Source organism: Alteromonas gracilis, from assembly GCF_002993325.1.
Lineage (GTDB): Bacteria > Pseudomonadota > Gammaproteobacteria > Enterobacterales > Alteromonadaceae > Alteromonas > Alteromonas gracilis.
The window spans coordinates 189,363-205,229 of sequence record NZ_PVNO01000027.1; the positions used below are offsets into that span (position 1 = coordinate 189,363).

A 15,867-nucleotide genomic window follows, 5' to 3' on the forward strand; every position below is an offset into this window, starting at 1 on the left:
ATGAGAATAAGTGGTTTAATTGTCGCCTTACTGGTTCTGACAGGATGTCAGAGTTTAACCAGAAACAATGACAGTGCAGGTGAGCCTGAGAAGGTAACGCCTGTAGTGAAAGTAGAGCGCGGTTTTTGTTTGTTTGATGAGCCGCCACAGAATTTTGAAAATAATTGCGATGCAACCTTTTGGTTAAATGCGTGGATTGATGCTGCCAATCAACCTTGGCTAGCGAGAAAGCAAACGTTGAGTGCTTTGAGCAAGTCGACCTTCGATACGTTACACGCATACATTTTAACGCTGCCCAATGATACGCCTTATCAAGATCGATTAAGAGCGCAATTAGCACTTGATGCAATTGCAAATGAACTTACCCCAGCAGCGCAAGAGTTAATAAGGGTTGTCGCCGGTGCACAAAACAATCAGGTTATGCAGCTAGAGTCAGCGATGGTTGTGTTAGAGCAAGAGAATACGTCTCGGGGTGAGAAGTTAAAAATGCTCGAAAAAGAAGTAGATAACCTGCGCAAAAAATTAGAAGAATTGTTGCAAATAGAAGCGACATTGATGGATAAAAACAGGAGTACACAACAGTGAGCGAAAAGGCGAGTAGTAACCCTAACTTATTGTTGGTTGATGATGATAAAAGCTTATTGCGCCTACTAACCATTCGTTTAGAAGGTGAAGGTTATGAGGTAACCGCGGTTGAAGACGGGCAATCGGCACTGCGAAAACTTCAAAATGAAAGTTTTGATGTTGTGTTAAGTGACCTACGGATGCCAGGCTTAGATGGCTTAAGTCTGTTTGAAGAAATCATGGGAATTAGAAAGGATATTCCTGTGATCCTTATGACAGCTCATGGCACGATTGCCGATGCGGTTGCAGCAACACAGCGTGGTGTGTTTGGTTTCTTGCCAAAGCCCGTGGATCATGACGAATTACGGGCCTTGCTGCAAAAAGCGCTTAGTCAGTCTCAGGCGGCACAGCCAGGGGACTGGGCAAAAGATATCATCACCCGTTCTCCAGAGATGCTAAACGTGTTAGACCAAGCGTTTCGAATTGCCAAGCGAGAAGTGTCTGTCCTTATCAGTGGAGCGAGTGGAACGGGTAAAGAATTACTTGCTAATGCTATTCATAAAGCGAGTAACCGCAGTGATAAACCATTTGTAGCGATTAACTGCGGTGCATTGCCAGAAAACTTGCTTGAATCAGAACTTTTCGGCCATGCTAAAGGGGCATTTACTGGCGCGGTTGCTGCGCATCCCGGTTTATTTAGAGAAGCGGACGGCGGTACGCTTTTTCTTGACGAAATTGGTGATATGCCAATGACCCTCCAAGTTAAATTATTGCGCGCGCTGCAGGAGCGTCAGATTCGTCCAGTGGGTAGCAGCAAGCATGTAGATATCGATGTGCGTATCATTTCAGCAACGCATAAAGACTTGCACAAAGAAATGGAAGAAGGCACCTTCCGTGAAGATTTATACTATCGCTTAAACGTAGTGAATTTAAAGCTTCCATCACTTAAATCGAGAAGTGAAGATATTCCTCTTCTTGCGCGTTCTCTGTTGCAACAGAGTGCACAGCGACACGGTGTTAACGCAAGTCAGTTCTCTGATGATGCGATGCAGCAGCTCGTAACGTCATCATGGCCTGGCAATGTGCGTCAATTGGTCAATGTGGTAGAGCAATGCGTAGCGTTAACACAAACCCCAGTGATACCGCTTCATTTGGTAGAGCAGGCGCTATCAGCAACTAAGCAAAGCTGGCCTACGCTCACAGAAGCCCGGGATGCCTTCGAGCAGCAATATCTGCACAAGCTTCTTAAAATGACCGATGGAAATGTGACGCGTGCGGCAGAGTTAGCCGGCAGAAACCGCACTGATATGCACAAGCTAATGAAAAAGCACGAGCTGGATGCAGCTGACTTTAGGTAAGTCAAATAACATCTAAAACCAAAAAAACGCATCGTTTAATTTATTTATCGATGCGTTTTTTTTGGTTTTAACAAAGGTGGGAGGTGTTATACCCATTAATTCTCAGATTCTTAGGGTTTTGTAAAAATGATGGTTTCAACAAGTCGAGCGTAATGCTTTAGCTTATTGATTTCGTCTTCAGTAAACTCACGCGCTTTATCATAAAGCAAACAAAGCGTGCCTAGTTCATAGCCATCCTGGTTGCGTAAAATAACGCCCGCATAAGCGCGAATGAACGGGCTACCCGTTACCAATGGGTTGTTAGCAAAAAGTTTATCTGCTGTAGCATCCGGAACGATAAGATATTCTTCCTCCGCAATAGCATACGTACAAAATGAAATGTTGCGCGGGGTTTCGGCTACGTCCATACATTGTCTAGACTTAAACCATTGACGGTCTTCTGCCACTAAGCTTACTAGACAAGTTTTACAATCGAATTCAGCTTGTACTTCTTTAGTAAGCGCATCTAGTCGCTCATCGGGCGATGTGTCTAAAATGTTCAATGAATGCAGCGCATCTAGACGTTCTTTTTCATACTGAATATCCATACTCTTCCCTAATTTAAATCAAGCCGAAAGAAAAAGCGCCCTAGCTAGCGCTCTGAAGGTTTAGATTAGAAAATATTAATAAATCAAAACAGCGCATTTTGCGCGGGTTGATACCTTAAAGCAAGATTATTCAGCTTATAGTGTGATGAATAATCGTTATAAATATCAATAAGCTGTTGAGCAAGCCAGGGGGCGTCTTTGTTGTCGGGGCGGTGACAGAAGAAATACACGTCTTTTCCTTCTTCTTGCCACTGACACACTTTCTTCACCCAAGGTAATAAACAACGTCTATTATCTTCATCCACATCGTTCCCTACAAAGCGCACAATCGGAGTATTACCTGTAGCTATTACGTTTACGGGAACTCGGGGCTTTTTCTGCCTGACTTCTTCAAACATCGCACGTCGAACTGTTCCCCCTGCATCTAAAGACCCAGTAAATAGCGCTCGGGTGTCCATAATAATTCTATTTGCACCGTGTCGAATTAAAAGTTGGTTAAGTGCTTTTTCTTCATCACCTTTAGCGAAAAACGCCAAGTGTCGCACTTCAACCGCCACGTTTATTTCTTGCGGCAGTGCGGCTAAAAATGTATCCAGAACGGAAAGTTTTTCTGGGCCGAAAGAAGCGGGGAGTTGCAACATCATTACCCCGAGCTTTTCTTTTAGCGGCCTTAGCAAAGTAAGCTGTTGGGCAACTTCTTCATCACAATACTGCAATTGATTTAGATGAGTAATGTTCTGGTGAAACTTAAAAGTAAATCGAAAACCCTCGGGCACCGACTCGCACCATCTCGCTACAGCATCTTCGTTGGGAAGTGAGTAAAACGTGGTATTCCCTTCAACCGTATTACATTCCTTTGCGTATAGCGACAACCCATTATCAGACTTGGGGTAATTAGCAAACCATGAGCTTGGCCAATGGCTGTGTTGCCACATCGGTAACCCAATGTAGAGATTTCCTCGGGATATAGCGGAATTGTGCATATTTGTCATTGGGCTTTATGAAGCATTTGTTTATACTATGCGACCTTTAAATCATTACATTATGCATGTAGTGGGCGGGCCAGCTAATTGGCCAGCAAGTTTACGCGATTTTTGGCAAAGTCTTAAGCCCAAAAGTAAGCGGTTTTGAACGCCAATTCACTGCATGCGAAGCAAGAAAAAACATCAGGGGTCAAGGACCATGCGCACAGATTACTGTGGGAATATCGATTCATCATACATTGGACAAGAAGTTACCCTTTGCGGGTGGGTTAACAAGCGTCGCGATTTAGGCGGTGTCATTTTCATCGACTTACGCGACCGCGAAGGTATCGTACAAGTGGTGTTCGACCCAGATTTGCCCGACGTGCTATCGGTAGCTAACACGTTACGTGGTGAATTCTGCGTAAAGCTAACGGGTAAAGTACGCGCGCGCCCTGAAGGTCAAGTTAACAAAGACATGCGCACAGGTGAAGTTGAGATCTTAGGCACTGGCCTTGAAGTCATCAATAAATCTGACGTGCTTCCACTAGACTGGAACCAAGAAAACTCAGAAGAACAGCGCCTTCGTTACCGTTACCTAGACCTTCGCCGCCCGGTAATGAGCCAACGCTTACAATTCCGTGCAAAAGTAACGGGTGCTGTACGTCGCTTTTTAGAAGAAGAAGGTTTCCTTGATATTGAAACACCTATTCTTACTAAGGCAACGCCAGAAGGTGCACGTGACTACCTAGTGCCAAGCCGCACGCACAAAGGTGAGTTCTTTGCACTTCCGCAATCGCCACAGCTTTTCAAACAGCTTCTGATGATGTCGGGTATGGACCGTTACTATCAAATCGTTAAGTGCTTCCGCGACGAAGACTTACGTGCCGACCGTCAGCCAGAATTTACCCAAATCGATATTGAGACCACGTTCTTAGACGCTGATGGAGTAATGTCAATTACTGAGCGCATGATCCGCGACTTGTTCAACAAAATGCTAAACGTTGACCTTGGCGACTTCCCGCGCATGACTTATAAAGAAGCCATGACGCGCTTTGGTAGCGACAAGCCAGACCTACGTAACCCACTAGAATTAACCGACGTAGCAGACTTGCTTGCAGACGTTGACTTTAAAGTATTCAGCGGCCCGGCAAACGACCCTAAAGGTCGCGTAGCGGCTATTCGCGTACCAGGTGGTGCATCGCTCTCGCGCAAGCAAATTGACGAATACACTAAATTTGTCGGTATTTACGGCGCGAAAGGTCTGGCGTGGATTAAAGTTAATGATGCGGGTGCAGGACTTGAAGGCTTGCAGTCGCCAATTCTTAAATTCCTTACGGAAGACATCACTAACGCCATGTTAGAACGCACTGGCGCGCAAAGTGGCGATATTCTATTGTTCGGTGCAGACAGCTACACTGTGGTTACCGAAGCTATGGGCGCTCTTCGTCTCAAGCTTGGTGAAGACTTTGAGCTTCTTGAAGGCGATTGGAAACCTCTTTGGGTTGTTGACTTCCCGATGTTTGAAGAGTTCGATGGTCAGCTTCACGCTATCCACCATCCGTTCACAGCACCACGTGGACTAACGCCAGATGAACTTAAAGCTAACCCAGCTGAAGCCTTATCTGACGCTTACGATATGGTATTAAACGGTGTTGAATTAGGCGGTGGTTCTGTACGTATTCACAATGAAGATATGCAATCTACGGTATTCAGCATTCTTGGCATAGACGATGAAGAAGCGAAGAACAAGTTTGGTTTCTTGCTTGATGCACTGCGTTTTGGTGCGCCGCCGCATGCAGGTCTTGCGTTTGGTCTCGACCGCTTGGTAATGCTTATGACTGGTGCAACCTCTATTCGCGATGTTATGGCATTCCCGAAAACGACTACAGCGGCATGTCCGTTAACATCGGCGCCTAGTCCTGCAAATCCTCAGCAGCTTGAAGAGCTAGCTATTGCAACGGTGAAAAAGCAATCATAATTTATGGCGTATAAGAAGCCTGAATCTGCACTGGTAGTGTTGTATGACCAACACTACCGAGTGCTGCTTTTACAGCGGCAAGACGATCCTACCTTTTGGCAGTCGGTAACAGGCGCACTGGAAGATGGCGAGCTGCCCCTAGAAACAGCATATCGCGAGGTGCGTGAAGAAATTGGCATCGATGCCAAAGCACACGGATTTGTGGTTAACGACCACGGTAAGCAAAACAAATATGTTATCCGTAGCCGCTGGCTACACCGTTATCCCCCAGGAACTGTGCACAATACAGAGCACGTATTTTCCCTTCAAATAAACAGCGATTTACCCATTGTTTTAACAGAGCACTTGCAGTACGAATGGGTGTCAAAAGATGAAGCGCTCACGCGTTTATGGTCTCCCTCAAATAGAGAAGCGGTATCTTTGTTTGTACCGAGTGTGCCTTAATGGTTATACTGGGTATAGATCCAGGTTCTCGGATTACAGGCTACGGTTTAATTGCGCGTAAGCAAGGTAAACTGGTGTATGTGGCAAGTGGATGTATTCGCGTTGGAACGGCAGATTTGCCTTCTCGTCTTGCTAACATTTTTACCGGCGTTGGCGATATTATTCGTCAATATAAACCTGAACAGTTTGCTATTGAGCAAGTATTCATGGCGAAAAACCCTGATTCAGCGTTAAAGCTTGGTCAAGCGAGAGGTGCGGCTATTGTAGCTGCCACGCAAGCGCAGCTTCCTGTTGCCGAATACAGTGCAAGGCAAATAAAGCAGTCGGTCGTAGGGAAAGGTGGCGCAGATAAAACGCAAGTTCAGCATATGGTTAAACATCTTTTGAGTTTAAGCGGCACACCTCAGGCTGATGCTGCCGACGCCTTAGCCGTTGCCTTGTGTCATGCACATACCGAACAGAGCCTGATAAACATGGCAGGACAAGCACGAAAAACCGTTCGTGGTCGTTTGCGCTAAACCTGCCTAAAGCTCACGGTTTTACAGAGATAATTCATGATTGGACGAATTCGCGGTACGTTGGCTGAGAAACAGCCTCCGGAAATTCTTGTTGATGTAGCCGGTGTTGGTTACGAAATTCACATGCCTATGACTAGTTTCTATCAGTTACCTGCGGTAGGTGAAGAAGTCGTGGTATATACACATTTTGTGGTTCGTGAAGACGCCCAGTTGCTGTTTGGTTTTGCTGATAAAATGGAAAGAGGGTTATTCCGAGAGCTAATTAAAGCGAACGGTGTGGGTCCAAAGCTAGGTTTAGCTATTTTATCAGGTATGTCAGCAGGGCAATTTTTGGCGAGCGTACAAAATGAAGATGTATCTGCGCTGGTAAGCTTACCGGGTATAGGTAAGAAAACTGCAGAACGTTTGGTGGTAGAGCTGAAAGACCGGTTGGCTAAATTTGGTAAAACGCAAAGCATTACTATGCCGCCACCTAGCAGCGACTTGCTTTCGGGTAACAGTATAGTAGCGTTAAATGACACCCGTGAAGAGGCACAAAGTGCGCTGATCGCACTCGGTTACAAACCAGCCCAAGCGAGTAAGCTAGTCGACTGCGTATATAAAGAGGGTATGGAAAGTGAAGCCCTCATTCGCGAAGCATTAAAAGCGGCCATTTAATGGCGTACAGTGAAGATGTCTACGTTGAGATAGGCTATCTTCGCATCACCGTTTAAAGTAGAACTATCATGATTGAAGCCGACAGACTGATTACGCCTGAAGCCAGTACCGAAGACGAGGTCATCGATCGCGCCATTCGCCCTAAAATGCTAGCAGACTATACAGGGCAACCTCACGTTTGTGAGCAAATGGAAATTTTTATTCAAGCTGCGCGCAATCGCGATGACGCGCTTGATCATCTGCTTATTTTCGGTCCGCCAGGGTTAGGAAAAACTACCCTTGCAAACATTGTGGCGAATGAGATGGGCGTGAACATTAAAACCACGTCTGGCCCCGTGCTTGAGAAAGCCGGAGACTTGGCCGCACTGCTTACCAACCTTGAACGTAATGATGTATTGTTTATCGATGAAATACATCGCTTAAGCCCAGTAGTAGAAGAAATTCTTTATCCTGCTATGGAAGACTATCAGCTTGATATTATGATAGGTGAGGGGCCTGCAGCGCGTTCTATTAAATTAGATCTCCCTCCGTTTACCTTAGTAGGCGCCACAACCCGTGCAGGCTCGTTGACGTCGCCATTACGCGACCGTTTCGGCATTGTACAGCGCTTAGAGTTTTACAACGTAAAAGATCTCACCAGTATTGTTGCCAGAAGTGCGAGCTACCTTAACTTAGAAATGAACGAAGAAGGCGCGCAAGAAGTGGCACGGCGCTCTCGAGGGACACCTCGTATTGCGAATCGTCTACTTCGCCGTGTCCGCGACTATGCAGAAATTAAATCTGACGGTACGGTTGGAGCCGACACGGCTGCTAAAGCGCTAGACATGCTTGACGTAGACAAAGAAGGTTTTGATTACATGGACCGCAAATTGCTTACTGCTATTATCGAAAAGTTTGATGGTGGTCCAGTAGGCTTAGACAATTTAGCGGCAGCCATTGGCGAAGAGAAAGAAACCATAGAAGACGTAATTGAGCCGTTTCTTATTCAGCAAGGTTTTTTACAGCGCACGCCACGTGGCCGTATTGTTTCACAGCGCGCCTATCTTCATTTTGGCTTCGCTCCCTCTGAGTAATTTTCCACTCAATTAGCAATAGAGCGACGTTGTCATTAAAGCCTAGCAGGATTGCTGGGCTTTTTTTGGTATTAACCACTACAAGTCAATGCTTGAATAAGGAATGCGTTGTCGTATCAGTGCCGTCTTACACATGGGTTTTGCGCAGAATTATTGTGAAGTGCAAGCTTAAAGTATATGGCAGATAAAGATTGAATATTCAATTGCTTAGACAAGCGTGAAGTAAAGCCAATATATTTTAAAAAAAAAAAGCCCGCTCATTGAGCGGGCTAAAACAACAAGTGTTGAAGGAAATAAATCCAGGGAACTCATGTCTAACAGGAGAATGTCTCTTGCATGACCGTGCTAAGCACCATCACGCTCTGTACGACTGATGCTGTGCATTATAGGGAGAGCAGAAAAAACTACAATTGAGTAAAATTGTGTTTTTAAATTAGAAAATCTAATGTGTTAACCAAGTGTTTAATATTGGTTTTTATTTGATTAAATGTTAGCTTTGTTGGGGTTTTAAGGCGGTTTTTTAACTGCATTTTGTCGCGATAAATAGCTAATTTAACTCTGGTTTGGATTATTAATTCTTTAGGTAAAGGAATAGTTATGCATTTACATCAGGTAAGAGTGTACTACGAAGATACTGACGCAGGCGGTATTGTGTATTATGCGAACTACCTAAAGTTTATGGAGCGGGCGCGAACTGAATGGCTTCGCGAGCTGGGGTTTGAGCAAGATTCCTTGATGGAACAATCCATCGCTTTTGTCGTCAAACACGTTGAAATGCATAATTATGCGCCTGCACGTTTCAATCAGCTGTTGAGTATTGAAACTCGCGTTGTAGAATTGAAAGGCGCTAGTATGACGTTTCAACAAATTATTAAAAATGAACAAGGTGTTACCTTAGTAACAGGAAATATTAAGGTTGCCTGCGTCGATTTGGCAGTTATGAAGCCAAAAAGATTACCACGTACTTTGTTAGGGGAAATTTCGCGTGTCATCTGATCTCACTTTTATTGGCTTGTTTTTACAAGCGAGCTTTATCGTTCAACTCGTTATGCTTTTACTACTTAGTGTCTCTGTAGCTTCTTGGACATTTATATTTCAACGTAGTAAAGCCCTTTCTGCTGCCCGCAATGAAATGCGACAGTTTGAAGACAAGTTTTGGTCAGGAGCAGACCTCAACCGCCTCTATCAAGAATTATCAGCAAGAACTAACTTAACCGGCATGGGCAGTATCTTTTGTTCAGGCTTTAAAGAGTTTGTTCGTTTGCGCAAGTCAAACACCGCAACAAACGGGATCGTCGATGGTACTTACCGTGCTATGCGCGTTTCGATGTCCCGTCAGGTTGAAGAGCTAGAAAGCCGTTTACCCTTTTTAGCCACCGCAGGATCTATTAGTCCTTATATCGGTCTGTTTGGTACTGTTTGGGGAATTATGAATGCCTTCATCGCACTAGGTGAAGTGCAGCAAGCTACCCTTGCAATGGTTGCGCCTGGTATCGCAGAAGCACTTATCGCTACCGCTATTGGTTTATTCGCAGCAATCCCAGCTGTAATCGCATACAACCGTTTCAGTCACCAAGTTGAAAAGCTAGAAAATAGCTACGGCAACTTCATGGAAGAGTTTTCTGCAATCCTTCACCGCCAAGCCGTTGCTGCGCAAGCACAACAACAAGCCTAAGCGTTTACAATCCAAACGGAGGACTTGTTATGTATGTAAGAAAACGTCGCAGGCCGGTATCAGAGATAAACGTAGTGCCTTATATCGACGTGATGCTGGTACTGCTTATTATCTTTATGGTTACGGCGCCGCTTATTTCTCAAGGGGTAAAGGTAGACTTGCCTAAAGCAAGTGCGAACCCTATAGAACAAGAGGATACACCGCCTATTATTGCTTCTGTAGACGTAAAAGGTCGCTATTTTCTTAATGTAGGAGAAGACCAGGAGTCTCCAATTAGCGCAGATGAACTCGGTGCTATTGTAAAAGCACAATTGACCAAAGAGCCTAATACGCCCGTAGTGGTTAAAGGTGATGGGCAAGTAGCATACAACGAGGTCATACAGTTAATGGTGTTATTACAGCAGGCTGGAGTACCTTCAGTAGGGTTGATGACGGATCCGGTTGAGTAATATAGATATGTCAAAACCCGAAGTGTCGAAAAGCACATCAAACTCAAATGCATCCAGTAGCGCAAAAGGCGATGTGAAGACGCAAAAGACCAGCAATATAAGCCCAGAACAAATGGGCTTATATAAATCGATTGGCTTGCATATCATTATCGCCGCTCTGTTGCTAATTAGCGTCAGTTTCTCTCCTGAGCCTTTGCCGAGCATGCCGTCGAATGCGCCTGTAATTGAAGCGACTTTTATTGATGCCCAAGCGATAGCCGACCAGAAAAAAGCTCAGGCACAAGCTGAAGCACAAGCAAGAGCTGAAGAGCAAGAGAAACAGAGACAAGCGCAAGCGGCTGCCGAGAAAAAACGCCAGCAGCAGCTTGCTGCAAAGCGCGCGAAGGAAAAGCGTGAAGCCGAGGCAGCTGAAGCGAAACGTCAAAAAGAGCTAGAACGCTTAGCGGCGCAGAAAGAAAAAGAGCGAAAAGAACGGGAAGCAAAAGCGAAAGCTGACGCCGAGCGTAAGAAAAAAGAAGCGGCTGAACGCGCTGAAATGGAAAGGATCATGCAAGAGCAGCTTGCACAAGAGCAAGCTGCTCAGCAAGAACGCAGGCGTAAACAGGTACTTACTGAAGTAGAGCGCTATACCGCACTAATTCAGCAAACCATTAAGCGCAATTTGTATTCAGACGACAGCTATCAAGGTAAAACCTGTCGATTGAATATTCGGTTAGCAACGACAGGGTTTGTTACGAGTATTCGTGTACTCGGCGGCAATGATGCGCTGTGTAGAGCGGCTGAAAGCGCGGTTCGCAGGGCCGAAAAGTTACCGGTATCTGATGCGCCAGACGTTTACGAGCAGTTAAAAGACATTACTTTAAAAGTGGAATTATAGTGGTATGAAAAAACTAGGTTTATGGATAGCGCTTATTACGATGGCATTCAGTGCCAAAGTGTTTGCATCCTTAGAAATTGTGATAACCGAGGGCGTAGATAGTGCACGTCCAATCGGGGTTGTGCCATTTAAATGGAAAGGTCAGGGCAGTATGCCTGGCGATATATCTAAAGTTGTGATGGCAGACTTGATGCGAAGCGGTAAGTTTAACCCGGTATCTGTCGACAAAATGCCACAGTACCCAGAGACTGTAGCGCAAGTGAGCTACACAGCGTGGGCAACACTGGGCGTTGATACGGTATTGGTTGGGAGTATTGAGCCGCAAGAGGGCGACCGTTATTTGGTAAGCTACGAATTGATTGATATCTTGAAAGGGCAAGTGGATAACGGTCAGGCGAAAGTGCTCAAAAACGGTAGCTTAGTGTCAAGTAACGACCATGTATTAGCTGCCCGTCAGGCGGTGATAAACGGGCGAGATTTTCGACAGTACGCGCATCGAATTAGCGACATTGTGTATGAAAAACTAACCGGGGTTCGCGGCGCATTTCTTACAAAAATCGCTTATGTCATAGTACGTGACCGCGATACGGTTGAAAAACCGTATCAATTGGTAATTGCCGACTATGATGGTGAAAACGAGACGCGCTTATTATCTTCTCCCGAGCCGCTCATGTCGCCCGTGTGGTCGCCAGATGGCGAGAAGCTAGCTTACGTTAGTTTTGAAAACCGCAGGCCGCAAATTTTCATCCAAGATATTTATACCAGTGAACGCACTCGAATTACTGATTTTCCCGGAATAAACAGTAGCCCCGTGTTTTCACCAGATGGCAAGCAACTTGCAATGGTTTTGTCGAAAGATGGAAACCCTGAACTCTATGTGATGGACTTAGCGACGAAAAATCTTCGTCGAGTTACACGCAATAGAGCGATTGATACGGAGCCTGCATGGCTACCCGACGGCAGTGGTTTGATATTTAGCTCGGAACGGGGTGGTAAACCCCAGATATATAGCGTAAATTTAAATTCTGGGAAAGTAAGGCGAGTCACCTATGTAGGTGAACAAAACCTTGGCGCTACAATTTCCCCAGACGGTAAGCAAATGGTGATGGTTAACCAAACTAATGGAAACTATCACATTGCCAAGCAGTCTTTGGATGGTGGTTCACCGCAAGTACTGACACGGACGTACTTAGATGAATCTCCAAGTATAGCGCCGAACGGAAGCATGATTATATACAGCACCCTTCATGAGGGCACCCAAGTGTTGTCGTTGGTTTCTCTTGATGGGCGTTTTAAAGCTAGGTTACCAGCAGCCAATGGGCAAGTTAAATCGCCAAGTTGGTCACCATTTTTGTTCTAACAATTTAACGACTAAACAATAAAATTTAAGGATTAGTAGGATGCAAATGAATAAAGTGATGAAGAGCTTCATTATCGCATTGCCAGTAGTGACAATGATGGCATGTTCTTCAGGCCCTAGCGAAGAAGAGTTGGCAGCTGAGCGTAACCGCCTAGCACAAGAGCAAGCCGCTGCGGAAGCAGAAGCCCGTGAAGCAGAAGCTCAGCGTGTTAAAGCAGAAGCTGCTCAGCGTATGAAGCGTCAAGAAGAAATGGTTCAGCAAGAAATGGAAGCGCTGAAAAACGAACAAACCGTTTACTTTGACTTTGACCGCTCAAGCATCAAGCCAGAGTTCCAACGTATACTAGACAAGCACGCGGCGTTTTTGGTGAAAAACCCAAGTACTAAAGTGACCATAGAAGGTCACACTGACAGCCGTGGTACGCCAGAGTACAACATTGCACTAGGCGAACGTCGTGCACAGTCTGTTGAAACTTACCTACTTAATGCTGGCGTAAGCAGCAGCCAAGTAACAGTAGTTTCATACGGCGAAGAAAAACCAGCAGTGATGGGTTCTACTGAGTATGCATTTGCTCAAAACCGTCGCGGAGTGGTTGTTTACCGCTAATGACTTTTCTTACGAATAAGACATTAAAAATGGGCGTCACGTTATGTGCCGCCCTTGCTGTTTCTGCCGCATTCGCGCAAGCGCCGGTAGTAGACGCAAACGGCGGCAGCGAATTGGAACAGCGTATCGTTGTACTAGAGCGCATTGTTAAAAGTCGAACTGAGATGCAGCATCGGCTGCAAACCCAGTTAGACAACATGCAAATGGAAGTGGACCAGCTACGCGGTGCGGTTGAAGTGAATACCAATGAACTTCAAAAAGTACTTGAGCGTCAGCGTGAGCTTTATCTTGAAATCGATAAGCGCGTAGAAGCACTTAAGCAAAGCGGAGCGTTACAGGGTAGTGCGATGCCAAGTGCCGGCGTTGATTCAGGCTCTGTGAGCTCTCCAGCGTCTTCTGCACCAACGCAAACACCACAAGCGGGTGAAGATGAAGCTTATGAAAGTGCGGTGAATCTGATCCTTAAGTCTCGTGAGTACGATAAAGCCATTCCTGCATTTCAATCGTTCATTTCACGCTTCCCCAACAGTGGCTATGCGCCGAATGCGCACTATTGGCTGGGGCAACTGTTGTTTAATAAACAGCAGTGGAGTGAAGCAAGCGAACAATTCAATATCGTTGCTAATCGCTTTACCGATTCGACTAAGCGACCTGATGCCTTACTAAAACTCGGTGTCATTGCAGAGCGGACAGGGGACAGCGCAACAGCACGACAGCTGTTTCAACAAGTTATAAACGAATACCCAGATTCTTCTGCAAAACGTTTAGCAGAATCTAGATTAAATAACTTGTAATGAACAAAGCCTCTTTTAAAGAGGCTTTTTTATTGTTTTATCTTTTTATTTTTTAGAAATATTCTAGTTAGACGGCTAAAATCTTCTGCACCAAATCTTGCTTCTATCCGTAACAAATCGAGAAAACTCACCGAAGGCTGGTATAAATACCCAGCGATTTGTTTTCATTTTGACCGTTTAGTCGTAATTTGACAGAAAAATGAAAATAAAAGGACGTTATGGGTTGCGTCGAATAAAAATCTGAGTATTATATGCCGCCGTTGCCAAGACATAGGCAACAACAGGAAAGAAAGGGTCGTTAGCTCAGTTGGTAGAGCAGTTGACTTTTAATCAATTGGTCGCTGGTTCGAATCCAGCACGACCCACCACTTTCTCTCCTAGCAACAAATGATGGGTCGTTAGCTCAGTTGGTAGAGCAGTTGACTTTTAATCAATTGGTCGCTGGTTCGAATCCAGCACGACCCACCATCATTTGAATTGCTGAAATTTTTTATGTGTTACTTGATGGGTCGTTAGCTCAGTTGGTAGAGCAGTTGACTTTTAATCAATTGGTCGCTGGTTCGAATCCAGCACGACCCACCATCAAGTCTTATATCGTACGCATTCAGTACCGAATCTAGGCTATTATCTAAAAGCCGCTTTAAAAATAAATTCCCAGCATCAACGACATAAATATCCAAACCCAATTTAAAATCTAAACACTGTTTGCGTTTCAAGACGTTACTTATCTCATTTTCACTTTGATCTGGTTTACCCAACCCCATGTAGTAGAACAGATAGCACATCTACGACTATTTAATTACGCTTATGTTGAATAGGTAGTATGTAATTTTTATGACAGTTGGGTATAATCCGCACCCTTGTCGCAACAGAGATGTAGGTTAATGTCAGTAGCATTTCGAGTGGATCAGGTAGAGTACCCGTTCCCAGCAAAACCACAGCCATTATCAGAAGCACGTAAAGCTGAGTTAAAGGCAGAGATCAAAGCCTTGCTTAAGGCCCGCAACGCAGTGCTTGTCGCACACTATTACACAGACCATGAAATCCAGGCTCTCGCTGAAGAGACTGGCGGCTGCGTGGCTGACTCGTTGGAAATGGCGCGCTTTGGTAGAGATGTAGAAGAGCAAACGTTAATTGTTGCTGGCGTTCGCTTTATGGGCGAAACAGCAAAGATTCTTAGCCCGGAAAAGACCGTGCTAATGCCTACACTTGAAGCGACCTGTTCCCTTGATATTGGTTGCCCAGTGAAAGAGTTCAGCGAATTCTGTGACCAGCATCCTGATCACACTGTTGTGGTTTACGCGAATACTTCGGCCGCTGTGAAAGCGCGCGCTGATTGGGTAGTAACGTCAAGCATAGCGTTGGAAATTGTTGAGCACTTAGACAGCCAGGGCAAGAAGATCATTTGGGGTCCAGACAGGCACCTAGGTTCTTACATCGCAAAGCAAACCGGTGCCGACATGCTAATGTGGCAGGGCGAGTGTATCGTTCACGATGAATTCTCTGCACAGAAACTTGCAGACATGAAGGCCTTGTATCCAAATGCTGCGGTTCTAGTTCATCCTGAATCTCCGGCGAGCGTGGTAGACATGGCCGATGCGGTTGGCTCAACCAGCCAGCTTATTAAAGCATCGCAAACCATGGATAACGACACCTTTATCGTCGCTACCGATAAAGGCATCTTCTACAAGATGCAACAACTTACGCCAGAGAAGACGTTTATAGAGGCTCCAACGGGCGGTAACGGCGCTACGTGCAAAAGCTGTGCTCACTGCCCGTGGATGGCGATGAACGGCTTAGAGGCGATTAAGGCGTCTTTAACAGGCGAGGGTGACGGTCATGAAATCTTTGTGGATGATGAGTTACGCAAAGGGGCACTTATTCCGCTAGATCGAATGCTTAACTTTTCAGCTGAGTTAAAAGCGAAAGGTGGGCTGTAAACGCACGTTTTATAAGCACTT

General features: G+C 45.4%; 17 protein-coding genes and 3 tRNA genes. 18 read left to right on the plus strand and 2 right to left on the minus strand.

Annotation, left to right across the window (positions count from 1 at the left end; translation table 11 throughout):
- Both C6Y39_RS14150 and C6Y39_RS14155 read left to right on the plus strand, forming a co-directional pair.
- A complete protein-coding gene (locus tag C6Y39_RS14150) occupies positions 1-585 on the plus strand; it encodes a hypothetical protein (protein WP_105931893.1) in 585 nt (194 codons plus the stop codon).
- Positions 582-1,922 (plus strand): sigma 54-interacting transcriptional regulator, encoded by a 1,341-nt coding sequence (locus C6Y39_RS14155; RefSeq protein WP_105931894.1) that lies wholly within the window; start codon positions 582-584, stop codon positions 1,920-1,922. Before C6Y39_RS14150 ends, C6Y39_RS14155 begins: the two co-directional genes overlap by 4 nt.
- A 110-nt stretch (positions 1,923-2,032) precedes the next feature.
- Here C6Y39_RS14155 and C6Y39_RS14160 read toward each other — a convergent pair whose 3' ends face one another.
- Together C6Y39_RS14160 and C6Y39_RS14165 are read right to left on the minus strand one after the other, a co-directional pair.
- Positions 2,033-2,509, minus strand: a complete 477-nt coding sequence (locus tag C6Y39_RS14160) for a GAF domain-containing protein (RefSeq protein ID WP_105931895.1) — start codon at positions 2,507-2,509, stop codon at positions 2,033-2,035.
- Positions 2,510-2,592: 83 nt separating this feature from the next.
- A complete protein-coding gene (locus C6Y39_RS14165) occupies positions 2,593-3,444 on the minus strand; it encodes a DUF72 domain-containing protein (RefSeq protein WP_105931896.1) in 852 nt (283 codons plus the stop codon).
- Between the two features lie 247 nt (positions 3,445-3,691).
- Here C6Y39_RS14165 and aspS point away from each other — a divergent pair, with 247 nt between their 5' ends.
- The 16 genes from aspS (at position 3,692) to nadA (ending at position 15,846) form a co-directional block, all read left to right on the plus strand.
- Positions 3,692-5,452 (plus strand): aspartate--tRNA ligase, encoded by a 1,761-nt coding sequence (gene aspS / locus C6Y39_RS14170; RefSeq protein ID WP_105931897.1) that lies wholly within the window; start codon positions 3,692-3,694, stop codon positions 5,450-5,452.
- Between the two features lie 3 nt (positions 5,453-5,455).
- The gene (gene nudB, locus C6Y39_RS14175) at positions 5,456-5,896 is read left to right on the plus strand and encodes a dihydroneopterin triphosphate diphosphatase (RefSeq protein ID WP_105931898.1); all 441 of its coding nucleotides are present in this window, start codon (positions 5,456-5,458) and stop codon (positions 5,894-5,896) included.
- The gene (gene ruvC / locus C6Y39_RS14180) at positions 5,896-6,414 is read left to right on the plus strand and encodes a crossover junction endodeoxyribonuclease RuvC (protein WP_105931899.1); all 519 of its coding nucleotides are present in this window, start codon (positions 5,896-5,898) and stop codon (positions 6,412-6,414) included. The genes nudB and ruvC overlap by 1 nt, the downstream gene beginning before the upstream one ends.
- 36 nt (positions 6,415-6,450) lie before the next feature.
- On the plus strand, positions 6,451-7,071 hold the full coding sequence (ruvA, locus tag C6Y39_RS14185) for a Holliday junction branch migration protein RuvA (RefSeq protein ID WP_105931900.1): 621 nt from the start codon (positions 6,451-6,453) through the stop codon (positions 7,069-7,071).
- Between the two features lie 68 nt (positions 7,072-7,139).
- Positions 7,140-8,144 carry a Holliday junction branch migration DNA helicase RuvB gene (gene ruvB, locus C6Y39_RS14190; protein WP_105931901.1) on the plus strand — a complete coding sequence of 335 codons (1,005 nt, stop codon included), beginning with the start codon at positions 7,140-7,142 and terminating at the stop codon, positions 8,142-8,144.
- A gap of 597 nt (positions 8,145-8,741) precedes the next feature.
- Positions 8,742-9,140 (plus strand): tol-pal system-associated acyl-CoA thioesterase, encoded by a 399-nt coding sequence (gene ybgC, locus C6Y39_RS14195; RefSeq protein ID WP_105931902.1) that lies wholly within the window; start codon positions 8,742-8,744, stop codon positions 9,138-9,140.
- Positions 9,130-9,819 carry a protein TolQ gene (tolQ, locus tag C6Y39_RS14200; protein WP_025254600.1) on the plus strand — a complete coding sequence of 230 codons (690 nt, stop codon included), beginning with the start codon at positions 9,130-9,132 and terminating at the stop codon, positions 9,817-9,819. Before ybgC ends, tolQ begins: the two co-directional genes overlap by 11 nt.
- Positions 9,820-9,848: 29 nt before the next feature.
- On the plus strand, positions 9,849-10,268 hold the full coding sequence (tolR, locus tag C6Y39_RS14205) for a protein TolR (RefSeq protein WP_105931903.1): 420 nt from the start codon (positions 9,849-9,851) through the stop codon (positions 10,266-10,268).
- Between the two features lie 7 nt (positions 10,269-10,275).
- Positions 10,276-11,145, plus strand: a complete 870-nt coding sequence (gene tolA, locus C6Y39_RS14210; protein WP_105931904.1) for a cell envelope integrity protein TolA — start codon at positions 10,276-10,278, stop codon at positions 11,143-11,145.
- Between the two features lie 4 nt (positions 11,146-11,149).
- Positions 11,150-12,505 carry a Tol-Pal system beta propeller repeat protein TolB gene (gene tolB, locus C6Y39_RS14215; RefSeq protein WP_105931905.1) on the plus strand — a complete coding sequence of 452 codons (1,356 nt, stop codon included), beginning with the start codon at positions 11,150-11,152 and terminating at the stop codon, positions 12,503-12,505.
- 40 nt (positions 12,506-12,545) lie between these two features.
- A complete protein-coding gene (gene pal, locus C6Y39_RS14220) occupies positions 12,546-13,112 on the plus strand; it encodes a peptidoglycan-associated lipoprotein Pal (RefSeq protein WP_014948870.1) in 567 nt (188 codons plus the stop codon).
- Positions 13,112-13,906 carry a tol-pal system protein YbgF gene (ybgF, locus tag C6Y39_RS14225; protein ID WP_105931906.1) on the plus strand — a complete coding sequence of 265 codons (795 nt, stop codon included), beginning with the start codon at positions 13,112-13,114 and terminating at the stop codon, positions 13,904-13,906. Before pal ends, ybgF begins: the two co-directional genes overlap by 1 nt.
- 292 nt (positions 13,907-14,198) lie before the next feature.
- Positions 14,199-14,274 (plus strand) — tRNA-Lys (locus C6Y39_RS14230).
- Between the two features lie 24 nt (positions 14,275-14,298).
- Positions 14,299-14,374: transfer RNA gene (locus tag C6Y39_RS14235), tRNA-Lys, on the plus strand.
- Positions 14,375-14,412: 38 nt separating this feature from the next.
- Positions 14,413-14,488: transfer RNA gene (locus tag C6Y39_RS14240), tRNA-Lys, on the plus strand.
- A gap of 302 nt (positions 14,489-14,790) precedes the next feature.
- On the plus strand, positions 14,791-15,846 hold the full coding sequence (gene nadA, locus C6Y39_RS14245) for a quinolinate synthase NadA (protein ID WP_105931907.1): 1,056 nt from the start codon (positions 14,791-14,793) through the stop codon (positions 15,844-15,846).
- The last annotated feature ends 21 nt before the right edge of the window (positions 15,847-15,867 follow it).

What these genes read in the sequence shown, in the direction of transcription:
- C6Y39_RS14160 (WP_105931895.1), bottom strand. Translation starts at nt 2,509, where the DNA reads ATGGATATTCAGTATGAAAAAGAACGTCTAGATGCGCTGCATTCATTG.
- C6Y39_RS14150 (WP_105931893.1), top strand. Translation starts at nt 1, where the DNA reads ATGAGAATAAGTGGTTTAATTGTCGCCTTACTGGTTCTGACAGGATGT.
- tolB (WP_105931905.1), top strand. Translation starts at nt 11,150, where the DNA reads ATGAAAAAACTAGGTTTATGGATAGCGCTTATTACGATGGCATTCAGT.
- ruvC (WP_105931899.1), top strand. Translation starts at nt 5,896, where the DNA reads ATGGTTATACTGGGTATAGATCCAGGTTCTCGGATTACAGGCTACGGT.
- ybgF (WP_105931906.1), top strand. Translation starts at nt 13,112, where the DNA reads ATGACTTTTCTTACGAATAAGACATTAAAAATGGGCGTCACGTTATGT.
- pal (WP_014948870.1), top strand. Translation starts at nt 12,546, where the DNA reads ATGCAAATGAATAAAGTGATGAAGAGCTTCATTATCGCATTGCCAGTA.
- ybgC (WP_105931902.1), top strand. Translation starts at nt 8,742, where the DNA reads ATGCATTTACATCAGGTAAGAGTGTACTACGAAGATACTGACGCAGGC.
- nadA (WP_105931907.1), top strand. Translation starts at nt 14,791, where the DNA reads ATGTCAGTAGCATTTCGAGTGGATCAGGTAGAGTACCCGTTCCCAGCA.
- ruvB (WP_105931901.1), top strand. Translation starts at nt 7,140, where the DNA reads ATGATTGAAGCCGACAGACTGATTACGCCTGAAGCCAGTACCGAAGAC.
- aspS (WP_105931897.1), top strand. Translation starts at nt 3,692, where the DNA reads ATGCGCACAGATTACTGTGGGAATATCGATTCATCATACATTGGACAA.
- nudB (WP_105931898.1), top strand. Translation starts at nt 5,456, where the DNA reads ATGGCGTATAAGAAGCCTGAATCTGCACTGGTAGTGTTGTATGACCAA.
- ruvA (WP_105931900.1), top strand. Translation starts at nt 6,451, where the DNA reads ATGATTGGACGAATTCGCGGTACGTTGGCTGAGAAACAGCCTCCGGAA.
- tolA (WP_105931904.1), top strand. Translation starts at nt 10,276, where the DNA reads ATGTCAAAACCCGAAGTGTCGAAAAGCACATCAAACTCAAATGCATCC.
- C6Y39_RS14165 (WP_105931896.1), bottom strand. Translation starts at nt 3,444, where the DNA reads ATGTGGCAACACAGCCATTGGCCAAGCTCATGGTTTGCTAATTACCCC.
- tolR (WP_105931903.1), top strand. Translation starts at nt 9,849, where the DNA reads ATGTATGTAAGAAAACGTCGCAGGCCGGTATCAGAGATAAACGTAGTG.